The sequence below is a fragment of the Mailhella massiliensis genome (assembly GCF_900155525.1).
Classification (GTDB): domain Bacteria; phylum Desulfobacterota; class Desulfovibrionia; order Desulfovibrionales; family Desulfovibrionaceae; genus Mailhella; species Mailhella massiliensis.
Genome location: NZ_LT706931.1, coordinates 26,178 through 44,925, shown reverse-complemented (window position 1 = coordinate 44,925; position 18,748 = coordinate 26,178). Strand labels below are relative to the sequence as shown.

The 18,748-nt window shown below is 47.5% G+C and carries 17 protein-coding genes and 2 pseudogenes; 4 read left to right on the top strand and 15 right to left on the bottom strand.

Going from position 1 to position 18,748, the window contains the following annotated elements:
- The first annotated feature begins 392 nt into the window (after positions 1-392).
- Positions 393-1,736 (top strand): diguanylate cyclase domain-containing protein, encoded by a 1,344-nt coding sequence (locus CZ345_RS00445; RefSeq protein ID WP_077071237.1) that lies wholly within the window; start codon positions 393-395, stop codon positions 1,734-1,736.
- A 406-nt stretch (positions 1,737-2,142) separates the two neighbouring features.
- Positions 2,143-4,689, top strand: coding sequence for a hybrid sensor histidine kinase/response regulator (locus CZ345_RS00440; RefSeq protein WP_083717025.1), 2,547 nt, complete (start codon positions 2,143-2,145; stop codon positions 4,687-4,689).
- Positions 4,690-4,904: 215 nt separating this feature from the next.
- Here CZ345_RS00440 and CZ345_RS00435 read toward each other — a convergent pair whose 3' ends face one another.
- The 6 genes from CZ345_RS00435 to CZ345_RS16815 all read right to left on the bottom strand — a co-directional run bounded on the left by CZ345_RS00435 (position 4,905) and on the right by CZ345_RS16815 (position 9,245).
- Positions 4,905-5,462: a USH1C-binding protein 1 gene (locus CZ345_RS00435; RefSeq protein WP_077071235.1), complete on the bottom strand. Its 558-nt coding sequence runs from the start codon at positions 5,460-5,462 to the stop codon at positions 4,905-4,907.
- 49 nt (positions 5,463-5,511) lie between these two features.
- Positions 5,512-5,988: a USH1C-binding protein 1 gene (locus CZ345_RS00430; protein ID WP_239446564.1), complete on the bottom strand. Its 477-nt coding sequence runs from the start codon at positions 5,986-5,988 to the stop codon at positions 5,512-5,514.
- Positions 5,989-6,073: 85 nt separating this feature from the next.
- On the bottom strand, positions 6,074-7,084 hold the full coding sequence (locus tag CZ345_RS00425; RefSeq protein ID WP_144277183.1) for a P-loop NTPase family protein: 1,011 nt from the start codon (positions 7,082-7,084) through the stop codon (positions 6,074-6,076).
- 36 nt (positions 7,085-7,120) lie between these two features.
- Complete coding sequence (locus CZ345_RS00420; RefSeq protein ID WP_077071232.1) at positions 7,121-8,368, bottom strand: hypothetical protein; 1,248 nt, start codon at positions 8,366-8,368, stop codon at positions 7,121-7,123.
- A 14-nt stretch (positions 8,369-8,382) separates the two neighbouring features.
- Positions 8,383-9,054, bottom strand: a complete 672-nt coding sequence (locus CZ345_RS00415) for a hypothetical protein (protein WP_077071231.1) — start codon at positions 9,052-9,054, stop codon at positions 8,383-8,385.
- 50 nt (positions 9,055-9,104) lie between these two features.
- Complete coding sequence (locus CZ345_RS16815) at positions 9,105-9,245, bottom strand: hypothetical protein (RefSeq protein ID WP_154674792.1); 141 nt, start codon at positions 9,243-9,245, stop codon at positions 9,105-9,107.
- Between the two features lie 1,167 nt (positions 9,246-10,412).
- Between CZ345_RS16815 and secF the strand changes: the two genes are divergently transcribed.
- On the top strand, positions 10,413-11,528 hold the full coding sequence (gene secF / locus CZ345_RS00405; protein ID WP_077071229.1) for a protein translocase subunit SecF: 1,116 nt from the start codon (positions 10,413-10,415) through the stop codon (positions 11,526-11,528).
- Between the two features lie 46 nt (positions 11,529-11,574).
- Here secF and CZ345_RS16050 read toward each other — a convergent pair.
- A pseudogene (locus CZ345_RS16050) lies at positions 11,575-12,330 on the bottom strand (IS5 family transposase).
- 331 nt (positions 12,331-12,661) lie between these two features.
- Here CZ345_RS16050 and tnpA point away from each other — a divergent pair.
- Positions 12,662-13,071: pseudogene (tnpA, locus tag CZ345_RS00390) on the top strand (IS200/IS605 family transposase).
- Between the two features lie 109 nt (positions 13,072-13,180).
- On the opposite strand, the gene CZ345_RS00385 reads toward tnpA, so the two are convergent.
- The 8 genes from CZ345_RS00385 to CZ345_RS00355 form a co-directional block, all read right to left on the bottom strand.
- A complete protein-coding gene (locus CZ345_RS00385; RefSeq protein ID WP_083717024.1) occupies positions 13,181-13,711 on the bottom strand; it encodes a tyrosine-type recombinase/integrase in 531 nt (176 codons plus the stop codon).
- 6 nt (positions 13,712-13,717) lie between these two features.
- The gene (locus CZ345_RS16810) at positions 13,718-13,870 is read right to left on the bottom strand and encodes a hypothetical protein (RefSeq protein WP_154674791.1); all 153 of its coding nucleotides are present in this window, start codon (positions 13,868-13,870) and stop codon (positions 13,718-13,720) included.
- Positions 13,852-14,490, bottom strand: coding sequence for a hypothetical protein (locus CZ345_RS00380; RefSeq protein WP_077071226.1), 639 nt, complete (start codon positions 14,488-14,490; stop codon positions 13,852-13,854). Before CZ345_RS00380 ends, CZ345_RS16810 begins: the two co-directional genes overlap by 19 nt.
- A gap of 37 nt (positions 14,491-14,527) precedes the next feature.
- A complete protein-coding gene (locus tag CZ345_RS17620; protein ID WP_077071225.1) occupies positions 14,528-14,899 on the bottom strand; it encodes a helix-turn-helix transcriptional regulator in 372 nt (123 codons plus the stop codon).
- Positions 14,900-15,144: 245 nt separating this feature from the next.
- Positions 15,145-15,786, bottom strand: a complete 642-nt coding sequence (locus CZ345_RS00370; protein ID WP_077071242.1) for a flavodoxin family protein — start codon at positions 15,784-15,786, stop codon at positions 15,145-15,147.
- Positions 15,787-15,811: 25 nt separating this feature from the next.
- Entirely contained in the window at positions 15,812-16,654 is an 843-nt protein-coding gene (locus tag CZ345_RS00365; RefSeq protein ID WP_077071224.1) for an oxidoreductase, read from the bottom strand.
- Positions 16,655-16,658: 4 nt separating this feature from the next.
- Positions 16,659-17,741 (bottom strand): alpha/beta hydrolase, encoded by a 1,083-nt coding sequence (locus CZ345_RS00360; RefSeq protein ID WP_077071223.1) that lies wholly within the window; start codon positions 17,739-17,741, stop codon positions 16,659-16,661.
- A 19-nt stretch (positions 17,742-17,760) separates the two neighbouring features.
- Entirely contained in the window at positions 17,761-18,732 is a 972-nt protein-coding gene (locus CZ345_RS00355) for an alpha/beta hydrolase (RefSeq protein ID WP_204224178.1), read from the bottom strand.
- Positions 18,733-18,748: the final 16 nt, after the last annotated feature.

Below are 18,748 nucleotides of genomic sequence, written 5' to 3'. Positions count from 1 at the left end.
CTCGTTTACGAGCAGCAGGAAATAACTCTTCGGCAAGAGTCGAGACAGAGCCCTCTTAAGAGGGCAGCCGGGTAACAGACCCTTATAGGGTCAAATCAAACCGCCCCTTGAAGGGGCGGTCCTGACTTTTAATTATGGCCAAGAAGAGCGATGGAGTGTGTTGTCTCAACGCAGAGGGCGTGCAGCATGTCATGTCTGTTGCGTTTTCTATGAAAAACTTTTGTTGATACTGAAAAGCGGCCATATAAAGACAGGTACGGATATGTATATCTGTGACGGGAGAGGGACATCTCCCGAATGCTTGTCAAGAGGGGCCATGTTTTTAAGTGAGGAAATGTTTTCTTTTTTTTCTCCAGCATGATGCGTTTATTTTGTCTGCAAGAGGTTTCCGCATGACCGGCAAATCCGCTTTCTATCTTCCCGTTCTGCTCGTATTCATAGCCATGGAGGTAATTTTTGCCTTTTCGGCATTTGGTTTCATTACGATTCCACCAATTTCCATAACTTTTCTACCAGCTTTAGTACTGGCGGGCGCGTTTGTGCTGGGACCGCTGGCGGGTGCGATACTCGGTGGAATTTTCGGGCTGGCGAGTATCTGGAAGGCTTCTGTCAGCGCCGTTGCTCATGCGGATCAGATTTTTTCGCCGTTCATCAGCGGAAATCCTCTCGCCAGTCTGATTCTCAGCCTTGGCGTGAGGGTTCTTTTCGGCTTTGTGGCAGGTTGCCTTTTTTTCTGTAGAAAGAATATACAAAAAAAATATATACCAATATATCTTATTATTGTTACTGTTATTACCAATATGTTTCATTCATTCATGGTTTATTTTTGTATTCAAGAATTTTTTCCTGAAACAGGAATATCCATAACTTATGGGGTATCAAGAATTACATCTTTGGCAAGTTTTTTTAATTACATTATTTATGTAATTATTATTTTGAAAATAAATGATTTATTAAAGTCAAAATTTATTAAAAACAAATTAAGTGATTTAAATTTTGCGAGAATTTTTATGAAGAGTAAATATTTTATGTGGATAAATATATTTTTCAGTATAATGCTGTTGATTCTTTTTTTTGGAGTGTGGTACCATTTATATGGTCGTATGTCTTCCATACTTTTTCATTCAGGATTTATATTAACTGATAATATTCGATATAAATTTTTGCATATAGGTCTTCAGTTTCTCGTTACGTTGTTTGCATTGTTGTTGATTACAATGATAATATCCATAATAATAGAAAATCATTTCATAAAATTATCGTTTTATGCTAAACGTGATACAATGACATTATTATTAAATAAAAATACATTTATTCAATATGTGAATAATGCATTGAGTGATAACGGGGCGTCGTCGTATCTGCTTATTCTGGATATTGACGATTTCAAGCTGATTAACGACACCTACGGGCATCCTGTTGGAGATAACGTACTTATTAGACTTGCCGAAATTCTGAATACGACGTTTTCCGGCTGCGAAACGATAGGCAGACTCGGCGGAGACGAGTTTTCTGTTTTTGTCGAGAATGTTTCGCAGAAAAAAATTGAGAGTTTGGCAAATATCGCTTGCGGGAAGATAGCTCGTGCGGATATTCCGGGTGTTCCAAGTGTGTCATGCAGTATAGGCGTCACTTCCTGCTCCGACAAGCGTAGCTTTACCGAGGCGTATAGAAAGGCGGATGAAGCTCTGTATGCGGCGAAACATCTCGGCAAGAACAGATATTTTTTCCTTTGATCTGCTCCCTCAGCAGGGAGGTTGCGGCAACGCATGGACAAAGGAAGAGGATTTCGGCTGTTGAAGCGTCGTCGAGAAGCAGGGCAAAGTATCGGACGGGGCTTTTCATGAACCGGAATGGCAGCGCCTTCTGCCGTGGTCCTTGCTGCACCGGGGATGCGTTCCCTTCCCGACAACTGTCGCAACGGGCGTTGACAAGGCCGACCGCCTGTGTGGTGTTCCGTATAAGGCGACGGCACGCTTGTTGGCTTTCAGTCTTTCTGCTATGTGATTTTTATCTGCATCTTTTCCATTTATTGATTCTACGGACGGCGGACAGAAAGCTGGCAGATGGTTCCTTCTGAAGAGAAGGATACGAAAAAGGAACTCTAAAGATTGTTTCATATCATGTTCTCGGAGGTCGGAGATGAGCTGGGCAGCTTGGAAGCAACAACGTATGTTCCGCAGGCTTTGCCGGTATGCGGTTATTCTTCTGGCCTGTATGTGCCTCAGCGGCATAGGCTATACCATTGTAAAATCGGAAATTATTAAAAATGCCCAGCTGATGGGCGATGCTCTGGCCCATAACTACGCCGCCGAAAAATATCAGGCATTCCGCGGAGTCGAAGATATGCTTGAATTCAGCAGGCAGTCCATCGACAGGTTTATCCGGGAAGGAAAGGACGAAGCGTTTATCATCCGCTGGATACGGCAATATCATGACGATAGGCGCGATGTTTTCAAGCAGAACGGCGTAACCCCCTATGTCTTTGTCAACGGCAGAGAGCTGGGGCAGACCGGAGACGGCTGTGAGTCCGGCATGTTTTCCGTGGGGAGGCATGAGAAGTTCACCGCCGTGGCGGACGAAGCCGGTGTTGCCGAAGCCTGGATGGATGAAACGACCGGAAAGCATGTTATCTCCGTTGCACGCAAGTGCTCCCTGGCAAACATTATCCTGGCCTTTGACATCGTCAGCGAGAACATATTGCTCGGTGTGAGCCGTGTGCCTCTTCCTGAAAACAGCACATTTTTTCTCTGTGATGGCAACGGAACCCTTTTGTTCTGGCGGAGCGACAATGACGAGCTGGTTCTTGATGCCCCCCAGAAAATGATTTCCCTGCTCTTTCGCGATATTCGCGCGGGAAAATACGAGGCTGCGGACGCGGTGTTCTCCTATGAAAGCATGGGAGAAAACTATGTGTATTACAGCAGGATGCCGAACGGATGGGTAGGCATAGTCGCCATTCCGTCCAGGGAACTCATGGAGCAGCTCAATACCCCTGTCACACTGTTCGTGCTTTTTTTTATTGTAAGCCTGCTTGTCATCGCCTTCATCCTGTGGCGCAATTTCTTGTCCGACAGAGCGGCGGAGAAGATGGACGAGACCATGAGGATTCTCGGCAATACCTATTATGCCATGTACAGGGTCAATCTTTCAGATGGGTCATACGAAATGCTGAAGGCTTCGCCCTATGTCGAGTCAAAAATCGGAAAGAGCGGCGACTATGGCATGGTTCTTCAGGCGGCCCGGGAAGTCATAGAGCCGGAAGCCAGGGAGGACTTCGATACAAGTTTTTCCCTGGAAAACATACGGAAGCTGGTAGGCAACCATGACCATGATTTCGGCGGCGATTTTCGGCGGCTGTTCGGAAATGTTTATAAGTGGGTCAACGTACGGGTTCTTTTCGATGCCGATATAGCTCCAGGAGAAGTTGTTCTCTGCTTCAGGGAAGTGGAAAAAGAGAGGATGCGCCGGCTGCGGGAACATGAACTTCTGAAAAGCGCCATGGATGCGGCAAAGCGGAACGAGAAGTCCAAGCAGGCGTTTTTCAACAGAATGTCCCACGATATGCGAACGCCTCTCAACGGTATTATCGGTCTTTCAGAGCTTGTCAGAAAGAATGTTGACGACAGGGAGAAGGTGCTTTCCTACATGGACAAGATAACCTATTCCAGCACGCAGCTTCTGAATCTTGTCAATGATATCCTCGATATGTCGCGCATGGAGGAAGGCAAGGTTATCCTGAACAACGGGGTGTTCAACATTGAGGAGTGCATATCCTCCTGCGCTGCGCCGTTCGTCGCACAGGCCATGACGGAACATAAGACCTTTCTTGTCGAATTCGACATCAGGAACACCAACGTCGTCGGAGATTCTTCCCGCCTCGGTCAGATACTGAATAATCTTCTGTCTAATGCCTTTAAGTATTCTCGGGAAGGCGCGACCATCAATATTATGACCCGACAGATCGGGAACAAGGAACACTCGCAGTATCAAATTGTTGTATCCGATACTGGTATGGGAATGTCCGCCGAGTTTCTTGAACATATTTTTGAGCCCTATGCCCGGGAAACGCGGTTTTCATCCCGCAGCATCACCGGAACGGGCCTCGGCATGGCTATCGTGAAGAATATCGTCACGCAGATGAGCGGACAGATCCAGGTGACGAGCGAACTCGGCAGGGGAACGACGTTCACCGTCAACATACCGTTCATCCTCGCTGAGGAAGAGGAGCAGAAGCCGCTCCGCCTCGAAGAGACGGCGTTGTTCTCCTTTGAGGGAAAACGTCTGTTGGTAGCAGAAGATAATATGATCAATATGGAAATCGTTACGGAAATGCTTTCCGCCGCAGGGGCAGAGATTGATCAGGCGTGGAACGGCCGGGAAGCCGTCGAGATGTTCAGTGCCTCTCCTCTCAACGGGTATGACCTTATCCTCATGGATATGCAGATGCCCGTCATGGACGGCTGTGCAGCGGCAAAAGCCATTCGCGCCATGGAGCGGGCAGACGCGGCGACAGTGCCGATTATCGCAGTAACGGCCAACGCGTTTTCCGAGGATATTGCGGCTACTGCGGCCTCTGGAATGAACAGTCATATTTCCAAGCCCATAGATTTCAAAGTACTATGTGAGGAAATGGAGACTCTTCTGTCCGGAAGGAGCGTTTCTTCTGGAGGGAAAATTCCAGAGTAAATGCGAAGGTGGAAGCCTATGCGGGTCAATGGATGAAAAGAGAGAGCCGGCTCTCAGCAACAAGGAAACTGGTAAGCGTTTTGTCGGGGAGCGTTTTCGTTTTCGCGGTTTGTGGGGGACGTCCCCATTGGCCTACGGATGAGATCGTCCACTCTGGGGTCCAGTCATATCAAGTCAAGTCCGATGCGGCAACTTGATATGACTGGATGATGGTATCACTGCCCGCGAGCCAGATTCGTCAGTGTCTGATTGGCGTTGGCGATCTGTGTGTTCGCACCCTGCAGGTAGGAATTGTACTGGCCTATGAAGTCCTGAAGATAGACCATGAGCGTCTGCGTTTTGTTGCCGATGGTTTCCTGATAATTGGTCAGGGACTTCAGAGCGTAGTCCCATTCTTCCTCGCCCAGGATGTAGTCCTTGTCTTCATTGGGGTAGGACAGACCGTTCTTGTCCATATAGTCCACAAGTTCCTGAGGCATCGGGTAGCAGTCCTTGCCGGTGGTTTTCGTGCCGGAGATGCTTTCCTTGCCTACGCCTTCGCCGTCTTTTCCTTTTTGCTGGAGATCACGGGCGATGGAAATCATGTTGGCGCATTTTTCCTGCTCCTCCTGGATCGTCTCAATCTGCTTCATGTAGTCTTCGGCCTGCGCCTTGCAGATTTCGGCTTGGGCGCGCTGAAGCTTGGCGAACATCATCTGCACGCTGCCGGTGGGACCGAGGTCGATGGTGTTCAGGATTTCGGAAAGACTGCTGGTATTATTCACTTGAGACATTGTAGCTCCTTTTTGAACCATGTTTATCGAATGGCGACGCGGCGGGTGACTATTGGCCGCGAGCCAGACTGGTAAGAGTCTGATTGGCGTTGGCGATCTGGGTGTTCGCACCTTGCAGATAAGAGTTGTACTGACCTATGAAGTCCTGAAGATAGACCATGAGCGTCTGGGTCTTGTTGCCGATGGTTTCCTGATAATTGGTCAGGGACTTCAATGCATAGTCCCATTCATCGGTTCCAAGAATATAGTCCTTATCATCGTTTGGGTATGAGAGACCATACTTATCCATGTAGTCAATGAGCTCTTGAGACATTGCAAAGCACCCGTCTCCAACTGTTTTCCCAGTGATGCTCTTCGATCCAGTCCCTTCATCATCTTTACTTTTCTGTTGGCAATTGCGTGCTTCTTCAATCATTTTGGCACACTTTTCCTGCTCTTCCTGAATCGTCTCTATCTGCTTCATGTAGTCCTCAGCCTGCGCCTTGCAGATTTCGGCCTGGGCGAGCTGAAGCTTGGCGAACATCATCTGCACGCTGCCGGTGGGGCCGAGGTCGATGGTGTTGAGAATTTCGGAAAGATTTGAGGTTCCTCTGGTGGGTAAGCTCCTTTGGTTAGTTTTGAAGAAGGAATGGATGAGCGTTTCCGTTCAGACCCATTTCGTTCATGATGTTGCGTACGGCCTCGTGGACCTCGACGGGAATATTCTCAAAGTCGGTCATGGCCGCCGCCTCCCGCATGGACTGTGCCTGAGATCTTTCTCCTTCAGCGGTTTCCGACATACCGAGAGCATCATCGAAGGCGTCGATAAGTGGTCCCCATGACTGTCCGAACAAGGACAAAATCTCAACCCCTTCATGCGCGGTCATGATGCTGTCGGGCATCCGTTCAAGCACGTCGTCCACGGCGCTGGTGAAGTTGAGTCCGTCGGTCAAGGCGATCAGACTTCTCGCTGCAGGATCCGCCAGAATATTGTTATAGGCTGTGGCGACGAGTTCTCCGGGAAGCGTGCCGAGAGCCTCCTGTATATGATTTTTTACCGCCTCGCTGTTGATGCCATCCATCCTTCCGAATGCGTGCAGATTCCGGGAAATTTGGATGAGCTCTCTGAGTACGAGTTCACTGTTCACAGGACTCGTGGCCATGTGGTTCACAAATGCGGAGACGGTCTGCCGCTGGGCTTCAGTCGGATCGATGGCTGCGGGCAGCAGAGTGATGAACATGTTTTCAAGGGCGTCGTCATCCAGACCGTTTCTCCCGGCCTGGAGCTGCGCCAACTTCAAGTGGTTTTCCAAGAAGGTTCTGGCTTCAGGACTTAGTTCCCCATACTGCTTAAGTCCGTTGTCGGCCAGTAAGGCGGAAACTCTGTCCCCATGCAGGAACGAATCCACCTTCATGGAGAGTTCGGTGCGATAGGAAAGATCCTTCAGGTTCTGCTGTAAAGCCACATTGGGTTGAGTGTCCAGAGACACATTCTGCCAACCGTCGGTCATACGCTGCACAACGGTCAGCGCACCTTCAGCGGAATGTAAAAGCGATGCCAGAGGATGCCGTACATTATTCAATTCGAATTGGGGATTAAGTTCATCGTCGATATCGGCACATGCTGTGACAAGAGTGCGCAACTCATTGAAGTTGATGGGCGCACGGTCGTCGTGCAGCTACGAAGCGAACGCCGCCGTACCGAAAAGCGTCATATAATCGTCCGCACCGAAGTCGGCCTTTTTGGTCATCTGTCGCCACATCTCCCGGCTGAGTTCTTTCAGATCGGAATCACACGACAGCAGGTTGTCCCTGTCATTCGCCGTCATAAGAATCCTTCCGACGTGCTTGGACATGCGCAGGGCGGTCTCCATTTTTTCTGGGGAAATGTTTTTGGCTTCACAATACAGAATCAATTGCGCCGCTTTCGCCTTGTCTCCGTCCATAGCCCGGAGAGCGGCTTCGGTATGCGGCGTGTCCGGAAGGGGTGGGGAATATGGACGTCCAGAGTTATGCGCTTCGGCAAATTCCTCGGGGGAAGAGAATTGGTTGCTGATGATGTTTCCTGTTCCGCTGTTTCCTCGACCAGTGAATACCAGGACGCTGCCGAGATGATTGGCCAGCTTCGTCGGATCAGCTCCATGCTCAAGGGCTTTGGATGCGAATGAGGACATGGCGTTTATAAGATTCTGCTCGGCTTTTGTGCGCAGTCCCTGAAGTTCGTTTGATTCTCGTGGGGTAAGGGTGTTTTTCGCGATCAGGGAGTTGAAGCGTGCGCATTCATCCGAAGAGAGCAGGGGGAAAACATCTCTGCCTTGAAGAATGTTTGTGCCCACGGCTCGAGCGACGTCTTGAAACTCTGGAAGAGCCGTTGTGTCCGTGCGGTTCGCGGTGATAAATTCATCGAGAGACATTGGGCCGTGATCTGTAAGCACTGGTTCAACACTGCCGTCAATGGCGGAGAACGCCGTAGACGGAGCACGCATGGCGTCGCTGAAGTGTGTGGCTTCCGATGCCGCCTGTTTCAGCTGTGCTGGTGTCACAGGTTGTTCTCCGGAAGGCTGAATGCGCGTGAGTATTCTGTTGAAGGTTCTGTTCCAAGAGAAGCCGTCCAGTCGTTCCATATTTGTTGGGCGGTAATTTCCTATGGTTTTGCGCAGCTCGGCATTGAAACTCACGTTTCGTTCCAGAACCTCCATACGGTCCAGCATGCGCTGTTCGGCTCGATACGAAGAGCTGAACAAGCCCTTAAAAAATCTGGTAACTTTGCCGTCTCGTCGAGTCGGATGATTGATCACTGTAAGTTTGCCGGCATCATCAAGGGTGAAGCGCCCTTCCTTATTCATGAGTTCACCGACATCTTCTTGACGGATCAGATTGGCGTTGTCAAAATTTCTGGTGGCGAGAGAGCTTATGGAATCAGGCATGATATCTCCTTTTATTAGACACGAATGGAATGCATAAGGTGGTAAAGAGGCTCCTGTAGGTCTTCAGAAGTGCAGGCAACTTTTTTTTGAATCTCTGACATGCATATGTGGACATCCTGAAGATTCTCAAGGTGTAAGGAGATGGCAGTGTTCAGATATGATTCTTTCATGGAAAAAACAGGTAAAGGAGAACAGTACCATACGAGATCATTCTGAGGCATTAGCCATGCTTGCCCGGACAAGCCTAGATTGAACTCGGATATGGCGCATAATTCATCTGAGGACGGTTTTCGTTCGAGAGCAAGGGAGCGCATTCTCGCCAGTCCGGTGTAAGGATCGCATTCCAAAAAAATGACACCCTGGGGCAGAGCCAGCCTCCAGAAGCAGTTTTCCTTGTTTCCATCAAGAGGTGCCCCAGCTCTTTCAAACAGGGAGCGGAGCGTCTCGTTTCCCATCGGTTCTCTACTTGGAATCATCGCGTCGTTGGTGACCGCCGTACGACACATGCTTTCCAGCTTCTCCATCCAGTTCAAAAAGATTTTGTCGGAAATTTCAGGCAACTCTAGACGTGTCATCATGCCAATGATATGTTTCCCGCCCGAGTAGATCGGAATCGCGAAAAGTCCGAGCTCAGTGATGCGCCTGAGCGCTGAAGAAAACTCATCTGACGCATCATCGGGAGACAAAGTCGCACACGGGCAGACGGCAAGAGCGACAGGCTCCCCATTTGTTCCGCTTACTTCTGAGATAGTGCATAAGGATCCCCCGAATTCGAGGGAATGGATCCGTTGTCCTCTGAGGAGAATGCCGCTTCATCAGCCAGAGAATCATTTAGCCCTTGAGAGGCGGCATAAATTTTCATCAGTTGTTCGAGCATTGGATTCTCCCTGATATCTGATATGTTGTTCTATGCAAAAAGCGTTCCAAAAGTATACCGAGAAAAATCAAAACAATGAAAAAATCATTTGTCATAAGAGGTTATCCTAAAACGACGCTGGATACAATACAGTTGTACTTTGTTTTGTCTGAAATTGACGCAAACAAAATTGTTGTGCGTCTAGATGATATCGTCAAATTATTGCAGTACGTAACGATATACATCTGATTTGAAAGGCTGCAAGAAAAAAACTCACTTTTTGTATATTGTGTAGCAATTCCACTTCATGTTTTGAGATATAAAAATATATTTTTAACAAGATAGCCTATATTATACAAATAGTTGTCGTATTATTGTTTATATTTACGATTTTTATCTCTGCAAAATTACATTTATACATTTATGTGTAGTATAATTAATCTATTTATCCATATCGAAATATAGAACTGTCAAAATGGATTACGCATCAAATTTGTCAATTATAGTGCTGAATTGTTTGGAATTATCGCTGGTGCATTCTGTAATAATAGCTCTGATTGGCATACCATGCGCATCCAATGTATTTTGTGTTGGACCACCTTTTGTGCGGCTCAGGCCTTGATGGCCTCCCATCGCTCCGGCGGCATACAGATGAACCTTGCAGTGATTTGTATCTATCAGGAGCCATTCAAAATCCGGCTCAACAATGACCACTTCCAGAAGATGCTCCCAAAATCCCTCGAGCTCTCCAGCGACAAAACCGGCGGTGAGTATTTTTCAATCTCCATAATCTTGGGGCATGTCTCGTCATGGAGCGCCGGCGCGAAGTATCCAGAAAATAGCAGTAAGGATCCCCAGCAAAGTGGGGGATACTTACTTGACGGCGCTGTCTAGGATAGCTCCTTTAATTTTTCAAAAAACAAATTTCATGGAGGAAAAATTTATTTTACTATTTGAATAAGTTAATTAATTTTCTGAGGATTTCATTTTATTTTTATCGCTAAATTCAAGAAATCAAATAAAAACTGTTCTGTTTTTTTTCAACTCCAGAAAATTTTCATAGAAAGATAGTTCTAAAAATTACAGGGTGTTGACTTTATTTTTTCATCCGCTCATGATGACAAAACGGGTTGAATAAGGGCAGTCTTATATAGCGACTGTGTTCCATTTGGGGCAGAAGGAGTTGTCATGGCTTTAGCTATTTTTTCTCATGAAACACATATTGACTTCGTAGGTTTTCGAAAAATAGCCTATGCGATCTCATGCATAACGGCGTTGATTGGTTTGGTTGCCATTCTGCTGAATGGTGGACTCAAATATGGCGTTGATTTCACCGGCGGTGTAATTGTCCAGATAGCATTTGAACAGTCGATTCCCGATGAACAGGTAAAAACAGCATTGGAAGATGTCAATTTGCCGGGTTTAATCGTCCAGCAGGTGGATACTGATAATCGAAACTACATGCTGCGTTTTTCCGTATCCGATGAATCGACTCAGGAATTAAGACAACGTGTGACCGACACACTTCATAAAACGCTTCCTAATAACAAGTTCACGCTACAAAGAATTGAATCTGTGGGGCCAAAAGTCGGCAGTGACTTAAGGAATATGGCAATTGAAGCGGTGTTCTACGCGGTGCTTCTGATAACAGTCTATATATCCGGTCGATTCGAGCATAGCTGGATTACCGCGGGCGTCATGGTCGCGGTTCTTTACGGCGCGGTATATGGTGTATCCTATCTAGGATTGAGTAAGCTTTGGGGTGTGTTTTTAGGGTTGATAATCACATTTGTATCTTGTTGGAAACTCAAGCTTAATTTTGCTCTAGGAGCGACTTTGGCACTTGTGCATGACGTTATTATAACAGTCGGACTTCTGACGCTGCTGAATATAGAAATCGATCTTAATGTCATAGCCGCTCTTCTTACACTCGTTGGTTATTCTATCAATGATACTATCGTTGTATATGACAGAATACGGGAAAACCTCAGAAATATTCCGCATGACGGCAATATTAAACCGACGATGGAGTCGGTGATTAACGTATCTGTAAACCAGACACTTGCACGTACTGTCATGACATCTGGAACAACATTGCTGGCAAGCCTCGCGCTGTATTTTCTTGGTGGAAATGTGATACACAGCTTTGCTCTGACCATTACGCTAGGCATCATTTTTGGTACGTTCTCGTCTGTTTTCGTGGCTTCTCCCATTCTCATCGCATTTGGAAATGTCGATTTCTATCATACTAAGGTGAGCCAGAAGGTGGAATTCGAACGCCCCGGTGAACACGGCGTGGTTTAGTATTTTGGGCTGTCTTTGCTTTTTTATTAGTTAGGTTCAGGACTCATTAAATATAAAAGATGACAATGGCAGCGAGACAAATGGCCGAAAAGAACGTGTGTGCACAACGGTCATAACGCATGGCTATTCTGCGCCAATCCTTGAGTCGGCCAAACATGATTTCTATCTTGTGCCGCTGCTTATAAACCTCCTTGTCATAGACCACCGGAGTTTTTCGGCTGTGTCTGCCAGGAATGCACGGCGTGATTCCTTTACGGGACAAGGCATGACGAAACCAGTCGGCATCATAGCCTCTATCCGCCAGAAGCTCCCCGCNCCTGCGGCAGAGTATCAAGCAGGACAGCAGCGCCTTTGTAATCGCTCACCTGACCGCCGGACAGATGGAAGGCCAACGGTTGACCGAAGGCATTGCAGACAGCGTGGAGTTTTGAATTCAGGCCGCCTTTTGTGCGTCCGATACATCGGGAAAGGCCCCTTTTTTCAGCAAACTTGCTGCTGTCCTGTGTGCCTTGAGATGTGTGGCATCAATCATCAAGCGTGTTGTGGAGCCGTTTTGCTCAACAAGCTCCGCAAAAATCCTGTTAAAGACACCCAATCGGCTCCAGCGGATAAAACGATTGTAGAGAGTTTTGTATGGTCCATACTCGCGCGGAGCATCTTTCCATTGCAGGCCGTGCTTGATGACATAGATAATGCCGCTGATGACACGTCTGTCATCGACTCTCGGAATGCCATGGGAACGTGGAAAGTAGCGTTTGATACGAGCAATCTGTTCATGAGAAAGATAAAAAAGTTCCTTCATGGCATCCTCCCTATGCCGACAATAAGAACTTCTTATCCTTTTGGCAAGTAATGAGTCCTGAGCCTAGGACAGCCTCTGTATTTTTCTCCGCCTGGGGACGCCGGAAAAATCAACGCCTTGTGAGAAATTCTAGGGCGTTTTTGGGGTAAATGTCCCCAGCTAGGCTGGGGGTTCCCGAAAATTTATAGTTATAAATATGTGATAAAAACTTCTTTTGATTTGCTAAGGGAGGGGGCCGGTCTGACCTCTGCGTCCTCAAGCAAATCAAAAGGAGGTCACGATGGGTGGCACAAAAGGTTAGTGCCATACGAAATGGAACTGCAAATACCATATAGTATTTGCTCCGAAATATCGCAGACAAATTTTTCTATGGCGAGAAGAAAAGAGCTATAGGAGAACTATGACGAAAATTATGTGAGTGGAAGGGGGGGGAGTATAGTAGAATTTGAATGCTGCCCTAACAACATTCATATGTTGTTAGAAATACCGCCGAAGATAAGTGTATCGTCATTCATCGGGTATTTAAAAGAGAAGAGCTGTCTGATGATATACGAACAGTTCGGCGAGTTGAAGTTCAAGTGTCGCAATCGGAAATTCTGGTGCCGTGGTTACTATGTCGACACAGTGGGTAAGAATAAGGCAAAGATAGCCGAGTACATCAGAAACCAGATGAGAGAGGATAAGCTCGGCGAACAGATGAGTATTCCGTACGTCGGAAGCCCGTTTGCGGGCCGCCGGTAACAGAAATGCAGATGTCAGACCGTACATGCGCCTGTTAGGGCGCGGTTGGTAGAGAGTCTTACAGGCGTATAAGAGGAACCACCGGCTATGCCGGAGGGGACTCATTTCGTTAAGGCTCTCCATGGATCGTGTGAGGCTGGGTGTTCTTAAGAAAAGTTCTGTAAAAATGGCTTTTCATGGCGCGTCCTTCGTCTGCTTGATGGCCTCCCAGAGGCGAAAGAATTTCGCTCTGGTCCGTGTACAGCCCCGCGCTCTTCGTATAGCGATCCGTCGTAGTCGCTCGATAATGTCCCATGAGAACCTGGACGGCATTCAGACCTGAACTCACGAACGTGATGGCCGCACTTTTATGCCGGATGGCGTGAAAACCGAAGGGCTTCACATGGGCCTTCCGGCAGAGACGCTCCATGAAGTGAATGCGCTGGGTGAACGGCTGCCCCAGAAACGTGTCGTTCTGAAGCTGCATGAACACATTGTCCACCTTGCAGGGGCGGGCATCCCGCCACCACTTGAGCGCCTTGACCAGTTCCGGGTGCATTCGGAGCCAGCGCACCCGTTCCATTCCATGACCCGACTTGTTGTCGGTCAGCCTGATTTTTTCCTTCTGAAGGTCCACATCGCTCCACGTCAACCGGAAGATTTCGCTTCAGCGTCCTCCCATGAAGTACAGGGTCAGCAGCATGACCAGGTCCTGCCCTTCCGCCTGCTGAAACACCTTGATGACATCACTTTCCGGTGGAACATAGCGCTCGCCGTGCTTTACGGGAAATGGCTTCACCTTCAGAAAAGGTGGTGCCACCTGTGGAAATCCCTCAAAGAAGTCGGAACCCCAGTTCCATGCAGCCAGCAGATTCTTGCGGTACTTGTTGGCAACGTTCGCCCCGCGCTCATCCTTGACTCTGGAAAGAAACTCATAGGCTCTTGCCGAAGTGATTTCCGCGATGTCATGGATGCCTTTTTGCCGCAGTAGGCGAAAAAGTCCTTCGTCACCAGCTTCTTTTCCACATAGGTCTGTCGGCTCATGGTTCGCTGAACATGGGTAAGGTAACTATCTCCCCACGCCATAAACAGTTCTAATGCCGTGGGGATCGTCATCCCTTCCCGTGCGAGTCTTTTTTGCTCTTCCTCCCATTCTTTTGCGGCCCGCCATTCCGGGCCATGCTTTTCCCTGCCGGGAACATTTTGCAGGCTATCTGCCTGCCGTTCACGATGACTCTCGCCACCCAACAATTTCCTTTGTCGGGTCTCAACGTCGGCATTGCTGAAATACTCCAACACCGTGCCCCATCGAAACCTCCAGCGGTATCCAATGCGCCTGCCGCCTAAGGCAAAGGCTACTTCTTTTACCGTTCTGGGGTCAAGGCGAAGAGCTTGGGCCACTTCTTTCAAAGTGAGAATTTCGTCCAATGCGTAGGACATAATAATCTCCAGCCAACGACCGTTTATTGCTGTGAAATTATATCTTGTAATAATTTTTATATCTTGCAATTAATTCTATAGTTGATTTGCAGTCGTTTTGTATGAGACATTTTTCAAGATGTCTTCGTACTCCGCTTACACTGATGCCAAGATGGTACGCAATTTGCTCATACGTTTTACCTTGAATGAAAAGTTCTATTACTAGTTTGGCTCTAGGCGATATTTTTAAATTACTATATGCATAGTGTCTTGAATATGTGGATGCAAATAAAAGTTCACGAGTTGTATGTACGTTATATAATTTTCTTAGATTTGAAAGGTGCCATCGTACAGTACCATATGATATATGTAATTTTTCTGATATTTTTTTTGGGACAATTTCCTTCTGATAAAAGATACATGATTTCATGTTCTGTATGAGATAGTCCTCGCATGAAATCCTCCAGCATAATATGGTAGTAACAGGTAAGTCTGCCTATTCCAGCTAGTAGCATGGAGGAAATTCTGAGAGCAGTGGCTTTTTGATAGGTAATAAAAATTATATTTCATTTTTTCATTAAAAATAGCGCAGAATCATATATGACACTGCGCTATATAATAAAAAATGGTCTTTGATTAGAAAATTAATGTTAGAATACCGTAAATTGTATAAGATTATTCCGCCTTTTTAATAAAATTTGTGTAGATAATACTTTCGCGTTCCGGCAGTGGCACTCCGTTTTTTTGTCCTGCTTCCTTACATTTAAGAAAGTAGGCCATATTTCTTGCCAGAGTACGCATGGTCTGTAGGCCTTCAATATCCTGCCTGACGTCGTCGGGAGTTGCTCCATGAACCATGTTCCAGTACTGGGAGGAAATGACGGGCATTTGCAGCAGGGTAAAATATTTGTTGAGTTGGTCGAAGGCGGCAGTGGTTCCTGCTCTTCTGGCGGAGAGTACGGCAGCAGCCGGTTTGAGATAGAAAATATCGTGTCCGCCATTCATTCCTGCATAAAAAGCACGATCCATAAAGGAGGTGATTGCACCTCCAGCAGCAGCCCAGTGTACAGGGGAGCCGAAAACATATCCGTCAAAATTTCCTGCTATTTCAAGAAATTCGTTGACTCTGTCCTGAAAGATGCATTTTCCCAGTGTGAAACACTTTTTACAGGCAATACAGCCTGCAAGAGGTTTTGTACCAATCCAGAATATATCTGCCGATACGCCTTCATGTTCAAGCGTGTTTTTTATTTCGGTCAGAGCTGTGTATGTACATCCGTGTTCATGAGGGCTGCCGTTTACAAGAATAACTTTCATTGTTTTCTCCAGGATGAGGTGATTGTTATTCAGAGTGTACATCAGTTTGAATACTGAGTTCTTTCCATTGCGCAACTTCCAAAGTTCGTGAGGCAAAAATGTTCTCGGCCAGCCGGACGGCAACGGAGCCGAGCAAAAGATGGAAAGGACTTTCTCTCGATTTGACTGCCTTGATAATGACCTTCGCAGCCTTGGTGTTGTCACCCCATCCTTGCATGACCGAGTCGTCAAGATTTTTGATTTTTACTTTTCGTTTTCCAGACGTATGTTGATAGTCTTCTATGTTGTGTTCGTTGATGGCAATGGAACGATAGAAAAAGTCGGTTTTAAACGGGCCAGGCTCTACCACTATGACTTTTATGCCCAGTGGATTTACTTCTTTTCTGAGGCCGTCAGAAAGGCCTTCGACCGCACACTTTGAAGCTCCGTAAAAGGCTGAACCTTCCGAGGTGCTCAGAGCTGCGATGGAAGAAAAGTTGACGATGGTTCCCTTTTTCTGTTTTCGCATATGAGGAAGAACATGCTGTATCATACGGACCGTTCCGAAGAAATTTGTCTCAAACTGCATTCTTACTTCTTCAAAAGAACATTCTTCTACGGCACCACGTAAGCAATAACCAGCATTATTGACCAGAACGTCAATTGTTCCGAACTGTTCGATTCCTTTTGCTATAGCTGCTTGGACTTCCTCTTCTTTCGTTACGTCCAGTTGCAACGTCAGGACTTTTTGGGGATATTTCTGTTTGAATATCTGTATGTCTTCAACCCGTCTGGCCGTAACAATGACTTGATCTCCATATTCCAGTACTGATTCAGTCAGACTTTTCCCAAGACCGGAAGAGCATCCTGTAATTAACCAGGTATTCATTGTACTAATCCACTCTTTTTTCTTTTAACCACTGTGATAGAATGTCGGCTATTTCGACATTGTTTAGATCAGAGAAGGGGAAGTGGGTATTTCCATGTATTCCGATTTGGGGAAGTTGGACGACGACAGCATCGCCACCGTGCCTATTAACAGTTTCCGCCCAGAGTTTTGCCATATGCACGGCAGCCCGCCAGTAGTCCTGATGTGGTTCGGAAACAGGCTGGTCTGGAATGTTATCGCCGTAATAGATAACAATGGGCATACGCGTTAAGGCCTTGAACTGTTCCAGCGGCACTTCCGACGCAGTAAACGGTCCAAAAGAGCTGGCATTGGGGATAGGAGATGGAAGTTCTCCTTCGGGAAACACGAAGCCACTGCCTGGCTCATAGGCTACAATGGCCCGTACCTTGTTGCTTTTTATGGCAGTCAGCCAGCCAGGCCCGCAGCCCTGAGAATGTGTAACTAAAATACCGTCGCCTGTACGTTCAAATACGGCGGCCATGGCGTCGGAGATAACTCCTGCGTCATAAGGACCTGTGTTTGGGGTCATTTGGCGGAAAAATTGGTTCAGCGATGCGTCGCTACGGGCAAACTGTGTGTTATTGAAGAATTCCGGCCAGATACCGATGCGGAACTGGCCGAACCAGAACTGCTCATCGGGCGTTGCTTCGACCGTAGCAGAGACAGTACTGCGTCCGGCATCTCCTCGTCTGGGCTGATCTACAAGGTATACGCCGAATCCGCGCCGTAGAAAAATATTCTGGAAGCCTTCACGTCCGTCAGGCGTCGTTTCCCAAGTTCTTGCGGACTGCCCAGCTCCATGGAGGAATACCAGAGGGTATTTTCTGGCGTTTGTCGGGATCTGATAGAACACATAGGCATGATCGCCGTGCAGTGTTTGTCCTGAAGCCTGTGGCTTTAGCGGATTATAGGGGGCCTTTGCCGGAATGACAGTACCTCCGGCAGCAAAACTTCCCTGTTCCTGAATAACCAGTGTTTTGTTTTCCTGTTCAACGGCCGTTACAGGGTGCGCTGAGGCTAGTCCTGCCGCAAGTAGTAGGCCGGTAAGCAAAATTTTTGCTGTCATAGTCTTTTCTCCTTACTCTTTACTGTTGAGTCTGTTCCCAGAAATGGACGGCTTTCTCCATCCATCCCTCGGCATCCGTACCTGTTCCTGTTCCGAATCCATGTCCTGCGTGGTGATAAAGATGAAATTCCGCATTGATTCTGGCATGTTTGAGGGAGTCTATCCTGCGTTTCATGACAAGCGGACTGGCAATGGGATCGTCGGAGCTGACTACGGCAAATGTTGGAGGATCGTCGTTTGTATAGCGGCTGTGTCCTGTATAGGCCATGACGACAGTCGCAGGGCGTGGAACATTTTGCCCTCCGAAGGCCGACGCGCCATAGGAGCCAAGATTCGCGGCCATTCTTGCTCCTGCGGACCCTCCCCATACGGAGTAATTTTGGGTGCTCACTCCGAGAGTGTCGGCTTGAGCAAAAATCCAGGAAACTGCTGCGGCCATGTCTTCGCAAGCCACGACTTCGCCTCCGGTGCGATACTGGAGAACAAAGGCGTTGTATCCCATACGGCTCAGCTCTTCAGCCAGCGGAAAACCTTCATGCAGAGAGCCTATGTAGGCAAAGCCTCCTCCGGGACAAATCAGTGCAAAGGGAGCCCCTTTTTTTCCCCGGAAAAAGAACAGTCCTGTATATCTCTGTTTCTGAGGGGCATCATAAAAGTTGTAGAACACTTTTTTCCCGGTGGAAATATCGCTGATCATTCGGTTGATGGCTTGCAGAACAACAGTCGGCTGAATATGGCTGTGCCAAGGCATAAGTCTCCCCACTTCGCGCAGGGGCAGATCGCTTGCTGCATCTTGCGGCCGAGGGAGAAGGTGTTCTCCGAAACCGGAAAAAGCCGGATGATTCACCATGTCTTTGATGGAAGTCGACTCTGTAAGATAGATATTTCTACGCATATCGTTTTTTGCATCACCGGTCGCACTACAGGTTGCCGGGGCAAAAAGCATTGCTGTACCAAGCATCAGAAGAAAAAGATGAAGCCGCTTTTTCATGGTATTTCCCTATCAG

Coding starts and splice junctions, on each gene's coding strand:
- CZ345_RS00445 (WP_077071237.1), top strand. CDS start 393: ATGACCGGCAAATCCGCTTTCTATCTTCCCGTTCTGCTCGTATTCATA.
- CZ345_RS00440 (WP_083717025.1), top strand. CDS start 2,143: ATGAGCTGGGCAGCTTGGAAGCAACAACGTATGTTCCGCAGGCTTTGC.
- CZ345_RS00435 (WP_077071235.1), bottom strand. CDS start 5,462: ATGTCTCAAGTGAATAATACCAGCAGTCTTTCCGAAATCCTGAACACC.
- CZ345_RS00430 (WP_239446564.1), bottom strand. CDS start 5,988: ATGATGTTCGCCAAGCTTCAGCTCGCCCAGGCCGAAATCTGCAAGGCG.
- CZ345_RS00420 (WP_077071232.1), bottom strand. CDS start 8,368: ATGCCTGATTCCATAAGCTCTCTCGCCACCAGAAATTTTGACAACGCC.
- CZ345_RS16815 (WP_154674792.1), bottom strand. CDS start 9,245: ATGCTCGAACAACTGATGAAAATTTATGCCGCCTCTCAAGGGCTAAAT.
- secF (WP_077071229.1), top strand. CDS start 10,413: ATGGCTTTAGCTATTTTTTCTCATGAAACACATATTGACTTCGTAGGT.
- CZ345_RS00380 (WP_077071226.1), bottom strand. CDS start 14,490: ATGTCCTACGCATTGGACGAAATTCTCACTTTGAAAGAAGTGGCCCAA.
- CZ345_RS17620 (WP_077071225.1), bottom strand. CDS start 14,899: ATGAAATCATGTATCTTTTATCAGAAGGAAATTGTCCCAAAAAAAATA.
- CZ345_RS00370 (WP_077071242.1), bottom strand. CDS start 15,786: ATGAAAGTTATTCTTGTAAACGGCAGCCCTCATGAACACGGATGTACA.
- CZ345_RS00365 (WP_077071224.1), bottom strand. CDS start 16,654: ATGAATACCTGGTTAATTACAGGATGCTCTTCCGGTCTTGGGAAAAGT.
- CZ345_RS00360 (WP_077071223.1), bottom strand. CDS start 17,741: ATGACAGCAAAAATTTTGCTTACCGGCCTACTACTTGCGGCAGGACTA.
- CZ345_RS00355 (WP_204224178.1), bottom strand. CDS start 18,732: ATGAAAAAGCGGCTTCATCTTTTTCTTCTGATGCTTGGTACAGCAATG.